The following is a 21,424-nucleotide window of genomic DNA, read 5'->3' on the forward strand; positions in this document are numbered from 1 at the left end:
CCGAAGGCCCCGCGCCTGCCGGGTTACCAGCAGATACCTTCGGTGCGGCTGAGCGGGGAGGTGGCCTTGCTCATGAAGCCGACCAGGTCGATGACCTGCTTGCCTTCCGGTGCCTGTTGGGCGAGGGCGCGGAACTTCTCGTCGCGGTTGCCCAGCACGATCACGTCGGCGTGCTTGATCACCTGGTCGAAGTCGGCGTTGAGCAGGGACGAGACGTGGGGGATCTTCGACTCGATGTAGTCTTTGTTCGCGCCGTGGACACGGGCGTACTCGACGTTGTTGTCGTAGATGTTCAGCTCGTAGCCCTTGCCGATCAGGCGCTCGGCCAGTTCTACCAGCGGGCTTTCGCGCAGGTCGTCGGTGCCGGCCTTGAAGCTCAGGCCGAGCAGGGCGACCCGGCGCTTGTCATGGCTTTCGATGATGTCGAAGGCGTTCTGCACCTGCGATTCGTTGCTGGCCATCAGCGAGTTGAGCAGCGGTGCCTTCACATCCAGGCTGCCGGCGCGGTAGGTGAGGGCACGCACGTCCTTGGGCAGGCAGGAGCCGCCGAAGGCGAAACCTGGGCGCATGTAGTACTGCGACAGGTTCAGGGCCTTGTCCTGGCAGACCACGTCCATCACTTCGCGGCCATCGACGCCCACCGCCTTGGCGATGTTGCCGATCTCGTTGGCGAAGGTGACCTTGGTGGCGTGCCAGACGTTGCAGGTGTACTTGATCATCTCGGCCACTTCGATGTCCTTGCGGATGATCGGGGCATCGAGTTCTTCGTAGAGCGATTGCAGGACATCGCCGCTGGCGCGGTCCAGTTCACCGATCACGGTCATCGGCGGCTGGTCGTAGTCTTTGATTGCGGTACTTTCACGCAGGAACTCGGGGTTTACCGCCACGCCGAAATCGACGCCGGCCTTTTTCCCCGAGCACGCTTCGAGGATCGGAATCACCACGTTCTTCACGGTACCCGGCAGCACGGTGCTGCGTACCACGATGGTGTGGCGGCTGGCTTTTTCGCGCAGCACGTAACCGATCTCGCGGCACACCGACTCGATGTATTCCAGGCCCAGGTCACCGTTCTTCTTGCTCGGCGTACCGACGCAGATCATCGACAGGTCGCTGTCGCGGATCGCTGCCGCAAAGTCGGTGGTGCCACGCAGGCGGCCGTTGCCGATGCCCTGTTGCAACAGTGTTTCAAGCCCGGGTTCGACAATTGGCGATTTGCCCTGGTTGATCAGGTCTATCTTGGTCTTGGACACATCCACGCCAATCACTTCATGACCCCGTGCGGACAGGCAGCCAGCACAGACTGCACCTACATAACCCAAACCAAAGATGCTGATACGCATCGCTATCACCTCATGTGTTTATCATGCCGGCTCAACTAGCAGAGCCAGACCGGGTTGATTAACCAGCAGTTTTCAGGCGAACGGAGTTGTGGCAATAAGCAGTCACTTCACCGTGCGCAGGCATATAAATGTGGAGTGCAAAGTTATATGCACTCAAAGTTGGCAGCCAATGGCCAATAATTATGGGCGTGCCCTTAAATGCAGCCGTCTTTATTGCAGGTCGGTTGTCCGACACTGCAGTGCTTGCTCTTTCAATTGGAATAAACCTTTTGAAATCAACCACTGGGACGCTTTTCTGGGGCGCGTGTCTCCTGGCTTCAACTGAAGGTCAGTTGTCGGGATTCAACTCAATGTTATGGGGTTGCACAAGCATAGTGCCACTCCAATCGTGCTGTAGGTCATCTCTCACATGACGCTCGAGAATCGTTACGGGTGGTATGAGCGATGGCTGAGGGGATAAGTTCCGAGCGCGGTTCAATGGCGGTGAAAGATTTTTAAATAATTTTTAAAGTGCCACTACTTTCAATGTGATGGCACGCAGGAGTTTCGTCCCTGTATATAAAGGGCGAACGTGGGGAGGGATGTTTTTGTGCCAGCATCGAAAATTATTTTTTGAAATTCGTCAAAAAATTACGAACGGTCTTATGGCGTTTTGCGATAAAAGCAGGGAAATAGAAAATTGACGCCAAATTCACGGCGCTATTTAGGCCGGGGCAAGCCCGCTCCCACAGGAGGGGGCGAGCCAATACACCGTTCAGTGGGACATGCCTTCAATCACTCTTTTCAGCGAGGCCGGCAACATCGGCCCATGCCCCAATCCCTCGAACCGCTCAAAGCCAACCTGCAACCCCTGCACCTTGGCCAGATCCGCCACCAGCTCCCGCGCCGGCCGCTCTACATCGCCGTTGACCGGCGCGCGGGGGCTGGACGGTTCTTCACTCCCGCGCATCAGCAACAGTCGCGGGCGGCTGTCGCCCAAGCGTTGCTGCAACCCCTGCGCCTCGCGAATGATCGCGCCGTCATGCCACCACAACGATGGGCTGGCCGCCGCATAGTCGCTGAACTCGCCAGGCCGGGTGAACAGCGCATGCAGCACCGCCAGGCCCCCATAGGAGTGCCCCCACAGGGTCTGGCGCTGGAGATCGATCGGGGCCACGCCGGCCACCATGGGCCGCATGCGTTGAGCGAGCAGGTCGAAAAACGCATCGACGCCCCCGCTGGGCTGCCCGCTCAGGGGATCACGCTGGTGCGCCTGGCCGGGCACTTGCGGGGTGTAGTCAAAGGTACGTCCTGCTCGCTCGATGCGCAGCTCGGTCTGGTAGCCTACCGCTACCAGCAGCGGCGCCTGACCTGCCGCCAGTGACTTCAATTGCTCGCTGTTCAAGGCGCCCAGGGCGGCATTGCCGTCGAGCATCCACAGCACCGGGTAGCCTGCAGCAGGCGCCTGGCGATCGGGCTTGCCGATCCACAGCCGGTAATGACGCTGGCCGTCTGCAGAATCCAGATCGATGTGGCTGAAGCGGTAGGCCAGATCCTGGCGCTGCAGCAGCGAGGTGTCCATCTGCTGTTCGGGGGCTGGCTGGGCCAGGGCAACAGGCGCCGCAAGGGCAAGTGTCAACGCCAGGGACAGGGTCATCTTGCTCATCAGGTGTCTCATCAGGGCTTGCACGGCGCGCAATGCGGGAGGGCCAAGATGATAGTGGGTGCCGGCTGCGCGTAAAGCGCCTTAACTTTCTAAACACGCCTTGCCGCTAGGCAGCACGATATGCAGGCACAGGCCGGGATGCCCGTTGCTGGCCCACAGGCGACCGCCTTGCAGTTCGATCGCGCGGCGGGCGATGGCCAGCCCCAGGCCGAAGCCTGCGCCACTGTCGGCCAGGCGCTGGTAGGGCTTGAAGATGCGTTCGAGGTCAGCTTGAGGTACGCCTGGGCCCTGATCGCTCAGGCGCAGGTGCCAGCAATCGCCCTCACGCCAGCCATCAAGGCGGACCGAGCCTTCGGCGGGCGAATGACGGATGGCATTGCGCATGAGGTTTTCCAGCGCCTGGGCCAGGCTGTCCAGATGGACCTGCACCAGGCAGTCGATACCAAGCGAGCAGGGCAAGCGGGTGCGGTCCCAGCCGCTTTCGAAGCAGATGTCCTGGGACAAGGCTTCCCACACTGAAACCATCAAGACCGGTTCGGTGGGTAGTTGTGGCTGCTCGGTGTCCATCCAGGCAAGGTCCAGCGTGTCCTCGAGCAGCTTCTGCATGTCGTTCACTTCGCGCTCCAGGCGCTCACGCATCTGGGCAGGCGGCAAGTCGCTGTCATGGGCGATCCGTAGCCGTGCCAGGGGCGTGCGCAGCTCGTGAGACAGCGTGCGCAGCAGCAGGCGTTGTTGTTCAAGGCTTTGACGAAGGCGCCCGGCCATGTGTTCAAAGGCCTGCGCCAGTTCACCCAGCTCGTCGCGCCGCTCTTGCAGGGGAAGGCCGGGGTTGCCCAGGTCGTCTGCGCACAAGGCGTCGGCGCGGTCGCGCAGGCGGTTGAGGGGTACGACCAGATGCCGGTAGATGGCCAGGCCCAGCAGCAGTGCAAGCAACGTGGGTGCGATGCCGTGGGTGATGACGTGGGTCCAGGGCGTCAGGCCCGTCGGCAACAGGCGCTCGGGGAGTTGCAACACCAGGCGGCCGTCCTCGGGATGTTGCGGGAACTCGATGCTGACGTAGGGCAGTTGATCCTGCAGGCGTCGGCTCATCGGCCAGGCGATTTTGCGCATGAAGGCCAGGCGGCTGGCCTCCTCGGCATTCAGCGGCGTAGTGCCAAGGCTCTGTAGATGCGGGCCGACCAAGGCTACCCAGGTGTTCTCGGCGTCTTGCAGTTTTCTGCGAAAGGCCTCTGCGCCTTGCGCGCCCCCTTGCTGCCAGGCGTGTTCAGCTTGCTGCGCATAGCGAGCGAGATAGTCCTGGTCGGCCTGGGACAGGAAGTAGGTGCTGCGCTCCACCGACAAGCCCCAGGTCCAGATCAGCCAGGTCAGCAGCAGGCAGAAGCTGACCTGCAGTGCCGCCAGTTTCCACAGCAAGGGATGGCGGCGCATCAAGGTTGTTCCTGGTCGACCAGGATGTATCCCTGACCGCGCACGGCCTGGATTTGCATGTGCTGGGCACCGATATCGGCCAGCTTGCGGCGCAGGTTGCACACATGGACATCAAGGCCGCGGTCCAGGCGGGTATAGGCTCGATGCAGCACGGTCTGGTAGAGGAATGCCTTGCTCAACGCTTCGCCGGGATGGGCGTTGAGTGTGGCCAGCAAGCGAAATTCAGAGGCGGTAAGGCCGGCCGCCTTGCCGTTGTGATGGATGTCCTGAAGGCTCTGGTCAAGGATCACCTCGCCGGCTTCGGTTTGCTGGGAGGTAGCGCGGTCGAAGGCCACACGCCGCAACAGTGCATCGACCCGTGCGTCCAGTTCGGCCAGGCTGAAGGGCTTGGGCAGGTAATCGTCCGCGCCGCGGGTGAAACCACTGATGCGATCCTGCTCGGCCCCCAGCGCCGACATCAGCATCACCGGTACGGCCTGCTGGCGGCGTATTTCATCGAGCAGGCTGAGGCCGTCGATGCCGGGAAGCATGATGTCCAGCAACACCAGGTCGAAGCGGTGGTGCTGCACCGCATGCAGGGCCTGGGTGCCGGTGGCACAGGCGTGAACCAGGAAGCTGCGGTTGAGGAAGTGCTGCTGCAGGTCCTCGAGCAGGCGTGGGTCATCTTCGGCGAGGAGGAGCGAGGTGGGCATGGTTGGTCTTGAATGAGAATTTATATCAGTTGTGATCATCCCATTGCGAGCCGGGTGAGGGCAATCGTCCTGTGCTGAGTCTTGCCTGCTCATGGCCGGTTAGCGGCCGCAGGTGTGTTAAGAAGGTTAATCCTGCTGCACCCCTCGTTGCCCTCCGGTATCGTTCGCAAAAAGCAATTGGTTTCGTTTGCGATTGACTGTCATTTAAGTGGCGGCCGTCAGCCCTGTCCAGTCCTTATCCCTCGCCAATCGTCAGGCATCGGCCGTGACGCGGGGGGTGGCTGCCCGCAAGAAGGTGGCTTGAGCCACTCGTCACGGTGGCGGGCGAACCACGTGTTTCTGTGTCCACTGCAAATCCAACTGAAGGGTGTGTCATGAGCGGTTTTAAAGGTGTGGGGAGCCCGCTTCGGGCTCGGGGATGGCTGGTGCTGGGGATGTTGGCGCCGTTTTCGTTTTCGGCACTGGCTGAAACAGTGGCGACCCAGGCTGCTGCACAAAGCTCGGTCGAGTTGCCGACATTGACCATCGAAGGCAACCGCCTGTACGACATGCTGCCTTCGCAAGACACCGGGGGCTACAGCGTCGAGGCGGCCACCGTGGGCACCAAGACCCCCGCGCCGCTCAAGGACATCCCGCAATCGATCACTGTCTACACCCAGGACTACGTCAAAGACCGCCAGTTCGTGCACCTGGATGACCTGGCCAAATACACCGCTGGCCTGCGTACCCTGACCAACGACAGTGGTCGTTCGTCGATCTATTCCCGCGGCTACGAGTACAGCGAATTCAATATCGACGGCCTGCCGGCGCCGATGGCCAGCATCTTTGGCACCGTGCCCTCGCTGGCTGCCTTCGATCGTGTCGAGATCATGCGTGGCCCGGCCGGGTTGTTCAGCAGCACCAGCGAACTGGGCGGTATCGTCAATATGGTGCGCAAGCGCCCGACCGCTCAATTCCAGGGTCACGTTGAAGCCGGCTATGGCACATGGGACACCAATCACGAAGAAATCGACCTGGGCGGGCCGCTGGATGATGCTGGCCGAGTGCGCGGGCGTTTTGTCGCTTCGCGTGACGACACCAAGGGTGAAGTCGACTACAACGCCAACACCAGTAATACCTATTACGGCGCGCTGGATATCGACCTGGACGACGCGACCCTGTTGTCGTTCGGCCTGATCCACGAAGTGAAGGACATTACCCCGCACAACGGCTACCCGGCATCACTGTCCGGCGAGGTGCCCGACTTCAGCCATTCCAGGTTCCTTGGTGCCGACTGGAACTACTTCGACGGCAAGACCACCGACCTGGTTGCCGAATTGACCCACCGTTTCGATAACGGTGGTTATGGCCGTGTCGCCGCCCGTGGCTCGCACCGCGACACCGAATACCTGTATGCCTTCACCGCGACCAATGCCGTCAACGGGTCCAACTCCGAACGCGCCAGCGCCCGGGACTTCACCCAGGACACCTACTCGCTGGACGCCAGTTACAGCCAGCCGTTCGAAGCCTTGGGCCAGGTCAGCGAGTTCGTGGTGGGCACCGACTACAAGAACTACGACACCGAATACTTGAATGGCACTACCAACCTGGGTGCAATCAACGTCAACACCTACTCGCCGAAGCAGTTCGCCAAACCGTCGCCGAACTACAGCACCGAGACCGGCATGCAAGAGGAAGAATACGGCTTGTACTCCAAGGTCACCTTCCGCCCGGTCGAACGCTTGGCGCTGATCGCCGGTGGCCGCTTCAGTTGGTATCGCGGTGACTTCTACACCACGACCTTGAGCACAGGGGCGACTAACAACGACGACAAGCGTGTGGATGGGCGCTTTACGCCGTATGGTGGCCTGGTCTACGACCTGACCGAGAGCCATGCGTTGTACGCCAGCTACTCACAGGTCTATAAGCCGCAGTCGGACGTCGACAGCAGTGGCCGGGTGCTCAAGCCGCGTGAAGGCGATCAGTATGAGTTCGGCCTCAAGAGCAGTTACCTGGGGGGCGACCTCAACACGCGCTTCTCGGTATTCCGCCTGACCGACAAGAACCGCGCCTCCACCGAGTTCGATGTCGACGGCGTCGACACCGGCTTCTCCGTCGCTTCCGGCAAGACGCGCGTCAAGGGCGCCGAAGTGGAAGTCAGCGGCAAGTTGACGCAAAACTGGGAGTTGCTGGCGGGCTACACCTGGATGGAAACCGAAACCCTGGACGGTGATGACGAAACCAATTTCTTCGTGATGCCGCGCAACCAGGCCTCGCTGTGGAGCAAGTACACCCTCAGCCAAGGCCCGCTGTCCGGGCTGGCCGTCGGTGGCGGCATCTCGGCGATGAGCCACTTCTACTCCGAGAACGGCGGGGTGCGTATCGATGCCCCGGGCTACGCCACCGTGGATGCGATGGTGTCGTACCCGGTCACCTCGAAGCTGACGGCCACTCTCAACGTCAACAACCTGTTCGACCGGGACTACTTGTCGCGGGTAGGTTCGATCTCGACGTTCAACTTCTATGGGCCTTCGCGCAGCATGATGGTGGGCGCGCGGTACGACTTCTAGCGTTACGCGTCCGGATGATCGCGCAGGAACACCAGGTTGTCCGGCTTCGATTGATCGGCGCTGTAGTAGTAGCCCTGAACGTCGAACTGCTTGAGCTGCTCGGGATCGTTGATGCGCTCCTGGATCACGAAGCGGCTCATCATGCCGCGGGCCTTCTTGGCGTAGAAGCTGATGATCTTGTACTGGCCGTTCTTGAAGTCGCGGAATTCGGTGTTGATGATCCGTGCCTTGAGGGCACTGCGCTTGACCGCGCTGAAGTACTCGTTGCTGGCCAGGTTGAGCAACAGGTCGTCACCCTGGTCGGCCAGGGCCTGGTTCAACCATTCGCTGATGCGCGTGCCCCAGAAGGCGTACAGGTCCTTGCCGCGGGCGTTGGCCAGCTTGGTGCCCATTTCCAGGCGATAGGGTTGCATCAGGTCCAGCGGACGCAGCAGGCCGTAAAGACCCGAGAGCATGCGCAGGTGGTCCTGGGCGTAGCTGAAGTCGTCCTCGCTCAGGCTCTGGGCGTCGAGCCCGGTGTACACATCGCCCTTGAACGCCAGCAGCGCCTGCTTGGCGTTATCCGGGGTGAAGGCCGGGGTCCAGCTGCCGAAGCGGGCGGCGTTGAGGCCGGCGAGCTTGTCGGAAAGGTGCATCAGCTCGCTGATCTGCACCGGCGACAGTTCGCGCAGTTGCACGATCAGTTCCTGGGAATCGTCCAGGTACTGCGGCTGGGTGTAGCGCTGGGTTACCGGCGGGGTGTCGTAGTCGAGGGTCTTGGCGGGGGATATCACCGTCAGCATCGGTCGGGCTCCTTGAATCGTGAGGCGATTCTACGGGGCGGGGGCTGTGATCTCCAGCTATGACGTCAATAGCCACAGACCATCCCGACGCTTGACGTTATAGTGCGCGGCGAGGAAACCGGAGACCTAGATCGTGCGCATTGCCCTGCTGTTACTGACCGGACTGCTGAGTTTCGGCGCCCAGGCCGCGCCCTTGCCATTGGCAACCTTCGACCGTAGCCACTGGCCGGAGCAGCTCGACAGCCCGACCTTGTTCGATGTGGCCTCGCGGGCCGAGATTCTTGCATTTGCGCAGGCCTTGCACGCCAGCGAAGCACTGGATGAACCGGCCCTGGCAGCACGACTTGGGCTCAAGCAGGTCAACCTGGCGTCCATCGACAAGGTACGCCAGCGCTTGTGGCAGCAGTTGTGGCGCAACTATGACCTGGCCCAGCAAAGCTGCGAGCAGGATGCCTCGTTCTGTTATGTGATCGACGGCGTGGCCGAACTGCGCCGGCAAGCGGCGACGTTCGAAGTGGCCGCTGATTCGTTCTATGCCGGCTGGACCGCTCCGAGTCGGTCGTTCCATGAGCGATACCTGAACGAGCTGCTGCGCAAGGCCGCGCTTTTTCCACAGACCGCCAGCGAAGTGGAGCGTTTCTCGGACCTTGAGCGCGATGGCAATGAGCTCAATGATCGGCTGTTCATGCTGACCTTCGATGCTGGCCCGGGTGCGGGCACGGCTGCACTGGCGGATTACCTGCGCCGGCAGAAGCTGGGTGCGACCTTCTTTGTACTCGGCAACAGCTTGCAGACGCGTCGCGACAAGACCTCGCTCGCGGACCTGCGTGCGCTCTACAAGGGCCAGTGTGTAGGCATCCAGGGCTGGCAGTACCGTTCACACGGGCAGTGGCAAGACTGGCAAGGTTCGGTGAGGCGCAGCCAGGCGCGGGTTCAGGCGGACCTGCCCGATCAGTATGTGCCACTGTTCAGGCCGCCCTACGGCCAGCGACGCGCCGACAGCCAGGGGTTTTTCCAGGGCCAGGGGTTGCAGGTGGTGCTGTGGAATATCGATGCCCAGGACCAGGGCGCGCTCAGTGCCGAGCTGTCGGCGCAACGGGTATTGACCCTGATGCTGCTCTGGCGTCGCGGCATGATTCAGTTCCATGACGCCCAGTCCAAGGCGCAGGAGGCGGTGGCCTGGCTGCTCGGGCAGACATCGCAGAGCGGGATCGGTTGGGAAGACTGTCGGCAGTTTGCCGGGAAAAGCTGACAACAGGCGGGAAGGGCAACGCTCAGCAATGAAATGCCACCTGCATTTCACTGGGCTGGATTTATGACTTTAGCGGTGCTTTGACCGTGCGCCAAGGGCTAAGTGTCATCACGAAAAATAAACTTCAAAAATACGTAAAAATGCTTTTTCCGGTCATGGGTTTTGCGGTATCAAGGAGTCAGACCGCCGAACCCTGCATCACAGGTGGCGTCATTGGGCACCAGTAGTGTGAGGGCAGCTTCCCCGCCGTAACGACGCGGCAGTGGGAGGTAACGGCGGCCACTTCACGGCGCAGCACCGCATGGGTATTGCGTCGTCTGGCCCCCACAAAGGTGACCGAGTATGGATGATCAAGGACGCACCACTTCCTCCAACCAGCCAATCCTTTATGTGCTCGATACCAATGTACTGATCCACGATCCAAACGCATTACTCAACTTCGAGGAGCACCACGTCGCCATACCGATGACGGTGCTGGAGGAGCTCGACAAACTCAAGACCGGAAAACACACCATCGCCGCCGAATGTCGCCAGGCCATCCGCCTGATCGACCAGACCCTGGGCGATGCCTCGCCTGCCGATGTCGAGCAGGGTGTGCCGATCCAGCGTGGCAAGAGCGGTCCCAAGGGGTTCCTGTCGATTCTGATGAGCCCGCGCAACGAGCCCAACCGCCTGCTGCCGGAAAACCTCAACGACAACATCATCATCAACCAGTTGCTGGAACTGCGCAGTCGGCGCACGGATCGCGACGTGGTACTGGTGACCAAAGACATCAACATGCGCCTGAAGGCCCGCGCCTGTGGGATCGCGGCCGAGGACTACAGTACCGACCAGCTGGTTGACGACGTTTCGTTGCTGTCCAAGGGGTATCACAGTGTGACCGGCTCTTTCTGGGACCGGGTCAGCAAGGTCGAGACCCGCCAGGACCGCGGCCGCACCTGGCATCGGGTGCAGATGATCGACAACCTGCCGGCTGTGCATATCAACGAGTTCATCATTGACGAGCAAGGCTTCGTGGGCTGGATCAAGGGCATCAAGGATGGCGAGCTGGTGCTGCTCGACTTGCATCAGGAACCCTTGCTGCACCAGGAAGCCTGGGGCCTGAAACCGCGGGATATCCACCAGAGCCTGGCGCTGTTCGCGCTGCTCGACCCGGACATCCACCTGGTCAACCTGACCGGCGCCGCCGGTTCCGGCAAGACCATCCTGGCCCTGGCCGCTGCAATCGAGCAGACCATGGTCAGCAAGCGCTATCGTCGTATCATCGCGACCCGCAGCGTGCAGGGGCTGGACCAGGAGATCGGTTTTCTGCCGGGCACCGAGGCGGAAAAAATGGAGCCTTGGCTGGGGGCAATCACCGACAACCTCGAAGCCTTGCATATGGACGACGAGAACACCCACGGCAGTGTCGACTACATCCTCGAGCGGGTGCCGCTGCAGTTCAAATCCCTGAACTACATCCGTGGTCGCAGTTTCCAGCAGAGCCTGATCCTGATCGATGAATGCCAGAACCTGACCCCGCACCAGATGAAAACCATCATCACCCGTGCAGGCGCCGGTTCCAAGGTGATCTGCCTGGGTAACCTGGCGCAGATCGACACTCCCTACCTGTCGGCCACCAGCTCCGGCCTGACTTACCTGACCGAACGCTTCAAGGACTTCCCCAACGGCGTGCATATCACCCTGCAGGGTGTGCCACGCTCGATCCTGGCCGAATACGCCGAATCGCACTTGTAACCTCCAGCCACCGGGCGGTCGTACCGCCCGGTGTTTTTTCGCTGCGAATACCTGACTCCTGGGTTTACACTCTTTGCTCCTGAACAGGAGGAAGGTTGTGCTGACTCATCTAGATTCCCAAGGTCGGGCCAACATGGTCGACGTCACTGAAAAAGCCGTGACTGCGCGCGAGGCTGTGGCTGAAGCGCGGGTTCGCATGCTCCCGCAGACCCTGCAGATGATCGTTGACGGCGAACACCCCAAGGGGGATGTCTTTGCCGTGGCGCGCATTGCCGGTATCCAAGCGGCGAAAAAGACCAGCGACCTGATCCCGCTGTGCCACCCGCTGATGCTCACCAGCGTCAAGGTCGAGCTCAGCGCTGAAGGCACTGACACCGTACACATCGTTGCCCGCTGCAAACTGGCCGGGCAGACAGGGGTGGAAATGGAAGCACTGGCCGCCGCCAGTGTCGCGGCCCTGACTATCTATGACATGTGCAAGGCGGTGGATCGCGGCATGGTCATCGAAGGCATTCGCGTGCTGGAAAAGCTCGGCGGCAAGAGCGGTCACTACCAGGCGGATGACGTGCAATGAACATCAATGTGGTGTATTTCGCTCGCTTTCGTGAAGCACTGGGGCGTGATGGTGAAGCCTTGCAGGGTGAGTTCAAAACCCTGGACGACGTACGCCGGGCCCTGCTGGCCAAGGGTGACACGCATGCTTTTCTCGCCGAACAGAACCTGATGTGTGCCCGCAACCAGGACTTGTGCAAATTGGATGAGCCGCTGCAAGACGGCGATGAAGTGGCGTTCTTTCCGCCTGTGACCGGGGGTTGAGATGAGCGTAAGGGTTCAGCTCGCAGCATTCGACCCAGGTGTTGAAGTCAATGCCATGCACGCGGCCAATGTCGGAGTCGGCGCGGTGGCAAGCTTCATTGGCTACGTGCGCGACTTCAACGATGGCCTGGAGGTGGCTGGCATGTTCCTGGAGCATTATCCGGGAATGACCGAGAAAGCACTGGGCAAGATTGTCGTTGAGGCCGAGCAACGCTGGCCGTTGCTCAAGGTCGAGGTGCTGCACCGTATCGGCGCACTGGAACCGGGTGAGCCGATTGTGTTTGTCGGGGTGGCCAGCGCTCACCGCCAGGCGGCATTCGACGCCTGCAACTTCATCATGGATTACCTCAAGACCCGTGCCCCGTTCTGGAAGAAAGAGCAGACCAGCCAAGGCGAGCGGTGGGTGGATGGCAAACAGACTGACAAGGATGCTGCGGGGCGGTGGTGATCGACATCGCTGTCGCGGGGCAGGCCCGTTCCTACAAGTAGACGCGGGGTTGCCCCGCGATACTTGAGTTTTCATACAGAAAAGTCCAGTATGGAATTATAAGTACAAAATAATTCCAGGCTCACCCGTGCCTGCTTCCTTCCCTCTGTCTTGCAACACACCTCCAATAACGAGCGAGAGAGACCCTCATGAACAAGTTCACCCTGATCAGTGGTCTGGCCTTGAGCCTGTTGGCCAGCAGCAGTCTGTTCGCCGCCGAGAAAACCTTGCGCATTGGCATCGAAGCCGCCTACCCGCCGTTCGCCTCGAAGAACGACAAGGGGGAGATCATCGGCTTCGACTACGACATCGGCAATGCCCTGTGCGCGCAGATGCAGGTCAAGTGTGTGTGGAACGAGGTCGAGTTCGACGGTCTGATTCCGTCGCTCAAAGTGAAGAAGATCGATGCCGCGCTGTCGTCGATGACCATTACCGATGAGCGCAAGAAGTCGGTGGATTTCACCCATAAGTACTACTTCACCTCCTCGCGCCTGGTCATGAAGAAGGGCGCCGTGGTCGATGATCAGTATGCAAGCCTCAAGGGCAAGACCGTGGGCGTGCAGCGCGCCACCACCACCGATCGCTATGCTACCGAAGTGCTCGAGCCCAAGGGCATCACCATCAAGCGCTACAGCAACAACGAAGAGATCTACATGGACCTGGCGTCCGGGCGTGTGGATGCAATTTTCGCCGACACCATTCCGCTGGATGACTTCCTGTCGATGCCGCGTGGGGCCGACTATGCCTTCACAGGGCCCGAGCTCAAGGATCCGAAGTACGTCGGCGAGGGTGCCGGGATTGCCGTGCGCAAGGGCAATAGCGAACTGGTCGGCCAACTCAACAAGGCCATCGATGGTATTCGCGCCAGCGGCGAGTACCAGAAGATCCAGGCCAAGTACTTCAAGACCGATATCTACGGCGATTGATCGCCCTGCTCAGGGCCTGAAGCCATTCAGGCCTTGAGTTCCTTCAGGTGTTTGTACACCGTCGCCCGTCCCATCCCCAGCACATTGGCCACATAGTTGGCCGCACTCTTGCCCTTGAACGCGCCTTCGGCGTGCAGGGCCAGCACCAGCTCGCGCTTGTGGTCGCGGGTCAGCAGGTTCAGGCTCAACTGACGCTGGCGCAGCCAGCTGTTGAGGAAGGTGTTGATACGTTCCTGCCAGTCATCGCGAAACAGGGCATCAGGTTGCGGGATCAACCGGCTGGGCGATAGGAACAGGTCCAGCGCCGCCTTCGCGGTTTCGAACAAGGTGATGTTCAGGTTGATGCACAGCACCGCCAGCGGCTTGCCGCTGCTGTCGCGCAGCACTGTGCTCAGGGAGCGGATCTTCTGGCCGTCCCAGTTGAGTTTTTCGTAGGGACCGATGTTGGTTTCATCGGTGCCAGCCTCGAACATGTCCTCCAGCGCCGCATCGTCACCCACCTCACGCTTGGACAGGTTGTTGGCGATGTAGTCGATCTTCTGGCTGCGCAGATCGTGCAGCACCACCTCGGCGTGGGGAAAGAACAAGGTGGCGATGGCATCGGCGATGGCCCGGTAGTTGTCCAGGACAGGGTCGGGGTGGGGTGTCGACATTCAGGCAGGCTCCAGGCGGTGTCAGCGCCCCGGTCACCAGGGCGCTGGGAGTGTGCCGCAATCGCGGCGGCGCGTCACCCTTGCAGGCGGCGGGGCGACAGCATCTCGGGGTTCAGGCCAAAGCCCTTGAGGTGATCGTCCAGCGCCTGGCCGCGGACCAGGGCGGCACTGGCCTGGCCCATGGCTGGTGACGTCTGGATACCATAGCCACCCTGTGCCGCGACCCAGAACAGGCCAGGCACCTGCGGGTCGAAACCGGCGATCAGGTCACCGTCGGCAACAAAGCTGCGCAAGCCGGCCCAGGTGCGGGTTGGCCGGCGAATGCTCAAGGTGGTGGCTTCTTCGATCTGGTAGATGCCCATGGCGATGTCCAGCTCTTCGGCTTGCACATCATGGGGTTCGACCGGGTCGGCGTTGGCCGGGGAGCCAAGCAACATGCCGGCATCGGGTTTCATGTAGAACGATTCGTCGAGACTGACCAGCATGGGCCAGGCATGGCTGTCGATGCCTTCGGGCCCGGCAAAGATAAAGGCGGCGCGGCGTTTTGGTTGCAAGCCCAGCGGCCGCGCACCGGCCAGCACGCCGATCTGGTCGGCCCAGGCTCCGGCGGCGTTGATCAGCACGGGGGCGCTGAACGTACCGCGGCTGGTCTGCACCTGCCAGACACCGTCGGCATCGCGGCTCAGTTGCTGCACGTCGCAGTTGCTGTGGACTTCACCTTGCTGGCGGCGGATACCACGCAGGTAACCCTGGTGCAGGGCGTCGGTATCGATGTCGCTGGCGCTTGGATCAAGCAGGGCGCCGTGGACCTTTTCACGGCGCAGCACGGGCAGCAGTGCGCAGGCCTGGTCAGCATCCAGTAACTCGACTTCCGGTACGCAGGCTTTGGCGCTCTGGTACTGGCGCTGCAGTTCCTCGGGATCACCGGTGAAGTCGACGGTCATCTCGCCACGCGGGGTCAGCAGGGGATGCTCGGCAAAGCCCGCTGGCGGGTGGTCGAAGAACGCTCGGCTCGCCAAAGTCAGGGCGCGTACCTGGGGCGTGCCGTAGGCTGCGGTGTAGAGCGCTGCGGAACGGCCGGTGGAGTGGTAGCCGGGCAGTGACTCGCGTTCGAGCAGCAGCACACGGCCGTGGGCCGCCAGCCAGTATCCGGTGGAGGCGCCGGCAACACCGGCGCCGATGATGATGTAGTCAGCCTGTTGCATGAATCTCTCCTCAGCGGCCGTGGTGCAGCTGGTACAGCGCATTGGCCAGGGCGATGTCTTCAAGACCCAGGCCAATGGAGCGGAAGAACGCATGGCGCTGATAGGTGGGGCGCGGGGCTTGCTCGCTGAGCACCTGGGCCAGGTCGCCGACAATTGTCTCCGGGTGCCAGCCGTGCTGTTCGGCGGCGATGCGCATCTCGCCTGCGCTGCCTGGCGTGGTTACCCGGTAGTCGCAGTACACATCCATCTCACCCAGGCAAGCTGGCGGTACTTCGTGGGCGCGCACGGCGTTGGTGCTGATCGATGTAACCAGTGCGGGTTTGCTCAGGGTACGCGGGTCGATCACCGGCGAGGCCGATGAGGTGCAGAGCAGAATCACGTCGGCATCCGCCAGGGCCTGTTCGAGGTTGTCGCACAGTTGCAGGCGCGGGTCGAGCTCAGTCAGCGCCTGACGTTGCTCGGCGCTTTGCTGCGGCAGGCTGGGAGAAAACAGGCGAATGTCCTGCCACTGGCGCAGGCCGCGGACATAGTGCAAATGCGCGCGGGCAATCGGGCCGCTGCCGATCAGGGTCAGGCGGCGGGCATCGGTGGAGGCCAGCGCGTCGACGGCCACGGCAGTGGTAGCGGCAGTACGCGCGGTGGTCAATTCGCCGGCATCGCACAGCAGCAGCGGCTGGCCGCTGTCCATGGACATCAGCAAGGTCCAGGCGGTGACCAGGGCGCCTTGCTGGCGGACGATATAGGGCGATGTCTTGACCCCGTAGACTCGCTCATTGGCAAGTACGCCACCGTAGTTGATGAAGTCGCCTTGGCCACCGGGAAATTCCACCAGTTGCTGGGGCGGCTGCACCGCTTGCCCGGCCGCGAGGTCACGGAACAGGTTGCGCAGGATCTGCGGGACATCCACCTGGGCAAGCAGTTGGCGAGCGTGCTGTTTGTCGATGACGAGTGGCGCGGACATGCGATGCTCCAAATAAACTATTTTGTCCATTATGGACTTTTTGTTTATTTGGGCAATATCGTTGGTCTGAAAATGCGAAAAGCATCGCGGGGCAAGCCTGCTCCTACCCGCTGGAGAGGGCTTGCCCCGCGATGCCTTTAACGATCAGAAAATCAGTGATGCTTGCGCTGTACCGGCTTGAGCAACTCGGTCGGTGGCATCTCGCAGCTGATCTTGCGGCCCAGCAGCTCTTCGATGGCAGGCAACTGGTAGGAGTCGTCTTCACCGGCAAAGCTGATCGACACACCGCTGGTGCCGGCGCGGCCGGTACGGCCGATACGGTGGACGTAGTCGTCCGGGTCTTCCGGCAGGGTGAAGTTGATCACATGGCTGATGCCGTCGATGTGAATACCACGACCGGCAACGTCGGTTGCCACCAGCACGGTGATTCGGCCTTCGCGGAAGCTCTCGAGGGTCTTGATGCGCTTGTGCTGTGGTACATCGCCCGACAACTGGGCGGCATTGACGCCGTCGCGTACCAGGCGTTCCTCGATGCGCCGCACTTCGTCCTTGCGGTTGGCGAAGACCATGACCCGTTCCCACTTGTTTTCGGTCACCAGGTTGTACAGCAACTTGTACTTGTCGCTACCGGCCACGGCATAGACGTGTTGCTCGACCGTTTCGCTGGCCACGTTCTCCGGCTCGATCTCGACGATGGCGGGGTCGGTGGTCCACTGCTTGGCCAGGTTCATCACGTCTTCGGTGAAGGTGGCCGAGAACAGCAGGGTCTGGCGTTCGCTCTTGGGGGGCGTCTGGCGGATGATCTGCCGGACCTGAGGGATGAAACCCATGTCGAGCATGCGGTCGGCTTCGTCCAGCACCAGCACCTCGACCATGTCCAGATGCGCTTCGCCGCGCTGGTTGAAGTCCAGCAAACGGCCCGGGGTGGCGACCAGGATGTCGCAGTGACGGGCTTCGAGGGCCTTGAGCTGCTTGTCGAAGTCCATGCCGCCGACAAAGGTCATCACGTTCAGGCCGGTGTACTTGGTCAGCGCGGCGGCGTCCTTGGCGATCTGTACCACCAGTTCGCGGGTCGGGGCGATGATCAGTGCCCGCGGCTCGCCCATGTAGCGCTCTTTGGGCGGCGGGGTCTGCTGCAACTGGGTGATGATCGAAATCAGGAAGGCTGCCGTCTTGCCGGTGCCGGTCTGGGCACGGCCAATCGCATCTTTGCCACGCAGGGTATAGCCCAGCACTTGCGCCTGGATCGGCGTGCAGTAGGGGAAACCGAGGTCATGGATAGCGTGCATCAGCTCGGGGGAGAGTTTGAAATCATGAAAGCGGGTCTTGCCTTCCTGCGGCTCGACCATGAAGTCTTCGAGCTTCCAGGTAGAGGCGGCAGGCTTTGGCTTGCGCTCGTGGCGCGGTTTTGGCTCGGCCGGTTTCTCGGCGCGTGCCGATACTGTGGCCTCGACGTTGAGCGGGGCAGCCGGGGCAGGGGCCTGGGGGGCTGCGGGCGGCTGCACCACGGGGGCAGCGGTTTCGGTGGCGAGTTGCTCAACCTCGCTCTTGCCGAACATCTTCTTGAGTGCTTTGAGCACGGTCATCTCATCAATTGGTTAAGGAATGTACGCCGGCCAGTGTAATGCAAGATTCGGGCGCGGCGTAGGGGATTGCGAAGACAACTACAGGAAGTCTTCTTTTAACGCAGGCGTTCGGCCAGCCAGACAGCGATATCGCGGATTTCTTCCTGCAGCACTTCGTGCTCCATCGGGTACTCGGCCCATTTGGCGCTCACCCCCCACTGCTTCAGGTGCTCATAGGCGGAGCGACCCATGGCCGGCAGTACCACGGGGTCATGCACACCGTGCAGGCACAGGGCCGGCGTGCGCTGCTGGCAGGCGCTCAGTTCACGCTCCTGGACGAAGGTCGGTGCGTAGGTCGACAGGGCAATCACTCCCCCCAGGGCTTCTTGCCACTTTATATAAGCAGTGTGCAGGACCACCGCGCCGCCCTGGGAGAAGCCGGCCAGGACGATACGTGCCAGGTCGATGCCTTTTGCCTGTTCGGCCTTGACCAGGGCGATGACCTGGTCGGCTGAAGCCTCCAGTTGATCCTGGTCGATGGCGCGCGCCGGGGTCATGGCCTTGATGTCATACCAGCTGGGCATCTCGTAGCCGCCATTGATGGTCACCGGCCGGGTGGGGGCCTGGGGCATGACGAAGCGGGTACTGAGCAAAACGTCCTGCAAGGCTTCGGCAACCGGCAGGAAGTCGTAACGATCGGCCCCCAGGCCGTGCAACCAGATCACACAGGCATCTGCGGTTTTTTGGGGTTCGAGAATCAGCGGGTTGGTCATGACTGCTCCGAAAGTGTGCGCGCGCTCTTGTTTGCGTGCATGAAATGAAGGCGCGTCGAGTGAATCCGGAAAAAACCTGTCGCAACGCTGCAAGTTTTCCTATTGACGTGAACTGAAACGCTTTAGCCGCTCAGTGTGGTACGCGCTTTGCTATGAAGTTCCTGATGCGAGGTTACACGTTTTGGACGGTAACACCCGTTAGCGATTACCAAGGCTGTCACAGAACAGCGCATTGCGCCAATTGACCCAAAAACAAGCCAACACGGGTCGGATGCGCCTCATAAGGGTGCGGTGCAATCCCGGCTCAACACAACAAGAGCAATTTGGAGGTTTTGATGAAGATGCTTAAATCCACACTGGCAGTGGTTACCGCTGCTACCGCACTGGGTATCAGCGGTCTTGCACAGGCGGGTGCAACCCTGGATGCAGTACAGAAGAAGGGATTTGTGCAATGTGGCGTCAGTGATGGTTTGCCGGGCTTCTCGGTTCCGGATGCCAAGGGCAATATCGTCGGTATCGACGCAGACGTGTGCCGTGCGGTGGCTGCAGCGGTCTTCGGCGATGCCAAGAAGGTCAAGTTCAGCCAACTCAATGCCAAGGAGCGTTTCACCGCGCTGCAGTCCGGCGAGGTCGATGTGCTGTCGCGCAACACCACCTGGACCAGCTCCCGTGACGCGGGCATGGGCCTGGTCTTCGCCGGTGTTACCTATTACGACGGCATCGGTTTCCTGGTCAACAAGAAGCTGGGTGTTTCCAGTGCCAAGGAACTGGACGGTGCAACCATCTGCATCCAGGCGGGTACTACCACCGAGCTCAACGTTTCCGACTACTTCCGCGCCAACGGCCTGAAGTACACCCCGATCACCTTCGACACTTCCGATGAAAGCGCCAAGTCGCTGGAGTCCGGCCGTTGCGACGTACTGACTTCCGACAAGTCGCAGCTCTACGCACAGCGCTCCAAGCTGGCTGCCCCGGCCGATTACGTGGTGCTGCCGGAAACCATTTCCAAGGAGCCGCTGGGCCCGGTGGTTCGCAAAGGCGACGAAGAATGGTTCAGCATCGTCAAGTGGACCCTGTTCGCCATGCTCAATGCCGAAGAAATGGGTGTCACCTCCAAGAACGTCGAGGCCGAAGCCAAGTCCACCAAGAACCCTGACGTCGCGCGCATGCTCGGTGCCGACGGCGAATACGGCAAAGACCTGAAACTGCCGAAGGACTGGGTAGTACAGATCGTCAAGCAAGTCGGCAACTACGGTGAAGTCTTCGAGAAGAACCTGGGCAAGGAAACACCGCTGCAGATCGACCGCGGCCTGAACGCCCTGTGGAACAACGGCGGCATCCAGTACGCGCCACCGGTGCGCTGATGCTGCACCCTGCGGCGGCACTGGGCCGCCGCAGGTTGTTCATCTCCCTTTTCTCCGGGGCATTACATGCAAAATCAAATCGGCGCACCCAGGGGGCTGTCCCTGAGCGATCCACGTGTGCGTGCGTGGCTGTTTCAGATACTCACCATCGTCTTCGTCGTCGGCGTTGGCTGGTACCTGTTCCATAACACCCAGACCAACCTGCAACACCGAGGCATCACCTCGGGCTTCGACTTCCTTGAGCGCAGCGCCGGCTTCGGCATCGCGCAACACCTGATCCCCTACACCGAGCAGGACAGTTATGCCCGGGTATTCGTCATCGGTTTGCTCAATACGCTGCTGGTGACCTTTATAGGCATCATCCTGGCGACCCTGCTGGGGTTCATTATCGGTGTGGCCCGGTTGTCACCGAACTGGATGATCAACAAGCTGGCCACGGTGTATGTCGAGACTTTCCGTAACATCCCACCGCTGCTGCAGATCCTGTTCTGGTACTTCGCGGTGTTCCTGACCCTGCCGGGACCGCGGGGCAGTATCAATATCAACGACGCCTTCTTTATCAGCAACCGGGGCGTGAACATGCCCGGTGCTTCCATGGCCGAAGGATTCTGGCCATTCGTCGTCAGCCTGGTGCTGGCTGTGCTCGCCATTGTCGTGATGGTGCGCCTGGCCAACCGGCGCTTCGAGGCCACCGGCGAGCCGTTCCACAAGTTCTGGGTCGGGCTGTTCCTGTTCCTGGGCATTCCGGCGCTTTGTGTGCTGCTGTTCGGCAGCCCCCTGCACTGGGAAATGCCGCAGCTCAAGGGTTTCAACTTTGTAGGCGGCTGGGTGCTGATCCCGGAGCTGCTGGCCCTTACCCTGGCGCTGACCATCTACACCGCCGCGTTCATCGCCGAAATCGTGCGTTCGGGCATTCGCTCGGTCAGCTATGGCCAGACGGAAGCGGCCCGTTCCCTGGGGCTGCGCGAGGGCCCGACGCTGCGCAAGGTGATCATTCCCCAGGCGCTGCGGGTGATCATTCCTCCGCTGACCAGCCAGTACCTGAACCTGGCGAAGAACTCTTCGCTGGCGGCCGGTATCGGCTACCCGGAAATGGTGTCGCTGTTCGCCGGGACCGTGCTCAACCAGACCGGCCAGGCCATCGAGGTAATCGCCATCACCATGAGCGTCTACCTGGCCATCAGTATCAGCATTTCCCTGCTGATGAACTGGTACAACAAGCGCATTGCGCTGATCGAGCGGTGAGGAC

19 protein-coding genes are annotated in these 21,424 nt (G+C 61.2%); 9 read left to right on the forward strand and 10 right to left on the reverse strand.

The genetic code is table 11. The features are described from left to right. Window positions 1–23 precede the first annotated feature (23 nt). From H621_RS0109875 to H621_RS0109890, 4 genes are all read right to left on the reverse strand, one after another. Window positions 24–1,340 carry a nucleotide sugar dehydrogenase gene (locus H621_RS0109875; RefSeq protein WP_028943236.1) on the reverse strand — a complete coding sequence of 439 codons (1,317 nt, stop codon included), beginning with the start codon at window positions 1,338–1,340 and terminating at the stop codon, window positions 24–26. Window positions 1,341–2,094: 754 nt separating this feature from the next. Beyond that, entirely contained in the window at window positions 2,095–2,985 is an 891-nt protein-coding gene (locus H621_RS0109880) for an alpha/beta hydrolase (RefSeq protein ID WP_036989674.1), read from the reverse strand. 81 nt (window positions 2,986–3,066) lie between these two features. Then, window positions 3,067–4,413, reverse strand: a complete 1,347-nt coding sequence (locus tag H621_RS0109885) for a HAMP domain-containing sensor histidine kinase (protein ID WP_028943238.1) — start codon at window positions 4,411–4,413, stop codon at window positions 3,067–3,069. Beyond that, entirely contained in the window at window positions 4,413–5,105 is a 693-nt protein-coding gene (locus tag H621_RS0109890; protein ID WP_028943239.1) for a response regulator transcription factor, read from the reverse strand. The genes H621_RS0109885 and H621_RS0109890 overlap by 1 nt, the downstream gene beginning before the upstream one ends. Window positions 5,106–5,479: 374 nt before the next feature. Between H621_RS0109890 and H621_RS0109895 the strand changes: the two genes are divergently transcribed. After that, the gene (locus tag H621_RS0109895; protein ID WP_028943240.1) at window positions 5,480–7,654 is read left to right on the forward strand and encodes a TonB-dependent siderophore receptor; all 2,175 of its coding nucleotides are present in this window, start codon (window positions 5,480–5,482) and stop codon (window positions 7,652–7,654) included. Window positions 7,655–7,656: 2 nt separating this feature from the next. Here the strand turns inward: H621_RS0109895 and yaaA are convergent, their stop codons facing one another. Next, the gene (gene yaaA, locus H621_RS0109900) at window positions 7,657–8,436 is read right to left on the reverse strand and encodes a peroxide stress protein YaaA (protein WP_028943241.1); all 780 of its coding nucleotides are present in this window, start codon (window positions 8,434–8,436) and stop codon (window positions 7,657–7,659) included. Between the two features lie 133 nt (window positions 8,437–8,569). On the opposite strand from yaaA, the gene H621_RS0109905 reads away from it, so the two are divergent. The 6 genes from H621_RS0109905 (at window position 8,570) to H621_RS0109930 (ending at window position 13,654) form a co-directional block, all read left to right on the forward strand. Then, complete coding sequence (locus H621_RS0109905) at window positions 8,570–9,688, forward strand: polysaccharide deacetylase family protein (protein ID WP_028943242.1); 1,119 nt, start codon at window positions 8,570–8,572, stop codon at window positions 9,686–9,688. A gap of 342 nt (window positions 9,689–10,030) precedes the next feature. Beyond that, window positions 10,031–11,425, forward strand: coding sequence for a PhoH family protein (locus tag H621_RS0109910; RefSeq protein ID WP_028943243.1), 1,395 nt, complete (start codon window positions 10,031–10,033; stop codon window positions 11,423–11,425). 97 nt (window positions 11,426–11,522) lie between these two features. Then, window positions 11,523–11,999: a cyclic pyranopterin monophosphate synthase MoaC gene (gene moaC, locus H621_RS0109915; protein WP_028943244.1), complete on the forward strand. Its 477-nt coding sequence runs from the start codon at window positions 11,523–11,525 to the stop codon at window positions 11,997–11,999. Further along, window positions 11,996–12,241 carry a molybdopterin converting factor subunit 1 gene (gene moaD, locus H621_RS0109920; RefSeq protein ID WP_028943245.1) on the forward strand — a complete coding sequence of 82 codons (246 nt, stop codon included), beginning with the start codon at window positions 11,996–11,998 and terminating at the stop codon, window positions 12,239–12,241. The genes moaC and moaD overlap by 4 nt, the downstream gene beginning before the upstream one ends. A gap of 1 nt (window position 12,242) precedes the next feature. Continuing rightward, a complete protein-coding gene (gene moaE, locus H621_RS0109925) occupies window positions 12,243–12,689 on the forward strand; it encodes a molybdopterin synthase catalytic subunit MoaE (protein ID WP_028943246.1) in 447 nt (148 codons plus the stop codon). Window positions 12,690–12,877: 188 nt separating this feature from the next. Continuing rightward, the gene (locus H621_RS0109930) at window positions 12,878–13,654 is read left to right on the forward strand and encodes an ABC transporter substrate-binding protein (RefSeq protein WP_028943247.1); all 777 of its coding nucleotides are present in this window, start codon (window positions 12,878–12,880) and stop codon (window positions 13,652–13,654) included. 26 nt (window positions 13,655–13,680) lie between these two features. Here H621_RS0109930 and H621_RS0109935 read toward each other — a convergent pair whose 3' ends face one another. From H621_RS0109935 to H621_RS0109955, 5 genes are all read right to left on the reverse strand, one after another. Next, on the reverse strand, window positions 13,681–14,307 hold the full coding sequence (locus tag H621_RS0109935; RefSeq protein ID WP_028943248.1) for a helix-turn-helix transcriptional regulator: 627 nt from the start codon (window positions 14,305–14,307) through the stop codon (window positions 13,681–13,683). A gap of 74 nt (window positions 14,308–14,381) precedes the next feature. Then, entirely contained in the window at window positions 14,382–15,512 is a 1,131-nt protein-coding gene (locus H621_RS0109940; protein WP_028943249.1) for an NAD(P)/FAD-dependent oxidoreductase, read from the reverse strand. A gap of 10 nt (window positions 15,513–15,522) precedes the next feature. Continuing rightward, window positions 15,523–16,473: an ornithine cyclodeaminase family protein gene (locus H621_RS0109945; protein WP_028943250.1), complete on the reverse strand. Its 951-nt coding sequence runs from the start codon at window positions 16,471–16,473 to the stop codon at window positions 15,523–15,525. 152 nt (window positions 16,474–16,625) lie between these two features. After that, window positions 16,626–18,053, reverse strand: coding sequence for an ATP-dependent RNA helicase RhlB (gene rhlB / locus H621_RS0109950; protein ID WP_028943251.1), 1,428 nt, complete (start codon window positions 18,051–18,053; stop codon window positions 16,626–16,628). A 101-nt stretch (window positions 18,054–18,154) separates the two neighbouring features. Continuing rightward, window positions 18,155–18,811 carry an alpha/beta hydrolase gene (locus tag H621_RS0109955; RefSeq protein WP_028943252.1) on the reverse strand — a complete coding sequence of 219 codons (657 nt, stop codon included), beginning with the start codon at window positions 18,809–18,811 and terminating at the stop codon, window positions 18,155–18,157. A gap of 335 nt (window positions 18,812–19,146) precedes the next feature. On the opposite strand from H621_RS0109955, the gene H621_RS0109960 reads away from it, so the two are divergent. Together H621_RS0109960 and H621_RS0109965 are read left to right on the forward strand one after the other, a co-directional pair. Further along, window positions 19,147–20,175 (forward strand): amino acid ABC transporter substrate-binding protein, encoded by a 1,029-nt coding sequence (locus H621_RS0109960; protein WP_028943253.1) that lies wholly within the window; start codon window positions 19,147–19,149, stop codon window positions 20,173–20,175. 66 nt (window positions 20,176–20,241) lie between these two features. Continuing rightward, window positions 20,242–21,420, forward strand: coding sequence for an amino acid ABC transporter permease (locus H621_RS0109965; protein WP_028943254.1), 1,179 nt, complete (start codon window positions 20,242–20,244; stop codon window positions 21,418–21,420). Window positions 21,421–21,424: the final 4 nt, after the last annotated feature.

Origin of the sequence: Pseudomonas vranovensis DSM 16006 (genome assembly GCF_000425805.1) — a bacterium.
In the GTDB taxonomy this organism is placed as follows: Bacteria; Pseudomonadota; Gammaproteobacteria; order Pseudomonadales; family Pseudomonadaceae; genus Aquipseudomonas; species Aquipseudomonas vranovensis.